This is a genomic window from Rhizobium ecuadorense (assembly GCF_001187535.1).
In the GTDB taxonomy this organism is placed as follows: domain Bacteria; phylum Pseudomonadota; class Alphaproteobacteria; order Rhizobiales; family Rhizobiaceae; genus Rhizobium; species Rhizobium ecuadorense.
Genome location: NZ_LFIO01001557.1, coordinates 1 through 295 on the forward strand (window position 1 = coordinate 1; position 295 = coordinate 295).

Consider the following 295-nt stretch of genomic DNA (forward strand, 5'->3'; position numbering starts at 1 on the left):
GGTGACGACCACGCCTTGCCGACGGAGCTCTTCATGCAGGGCTTCTCCAAACGCCAGTACATAAGACTTCGTCGCAGCGTAAGCAGCAAAGCTGGGAACCGGCTGAAGCGCAAGGAGACTTGCGACGAGAAGGATCTGGCCCGATCCCCGGGCGGCCATGTCACGTCCGAAAGCATAGCTCAGCTCGGTGAGCGCCGTGATGTTGAGCTGGATCATATCGGTGGTGCGCTCGATCGGTGTTTCGAGAAAATCGCCGTGCAACCCGTATCCGGCATTGTTGACGAGCACGTCGATC

1 protein-coding gene is annotated in these 295 nt (G+C 59.0%); it reads right to left on the reverse strand.

What is annotated here, in order from left to right; genetic code table 11:
• The coding region (locus AF337_RS32145) for an SDR family NAD(P)-dependent oxidoreductase (protein WP_152971278.1) at positions 1-295 on the reverse strand (295 nt) is incomplete at both ends.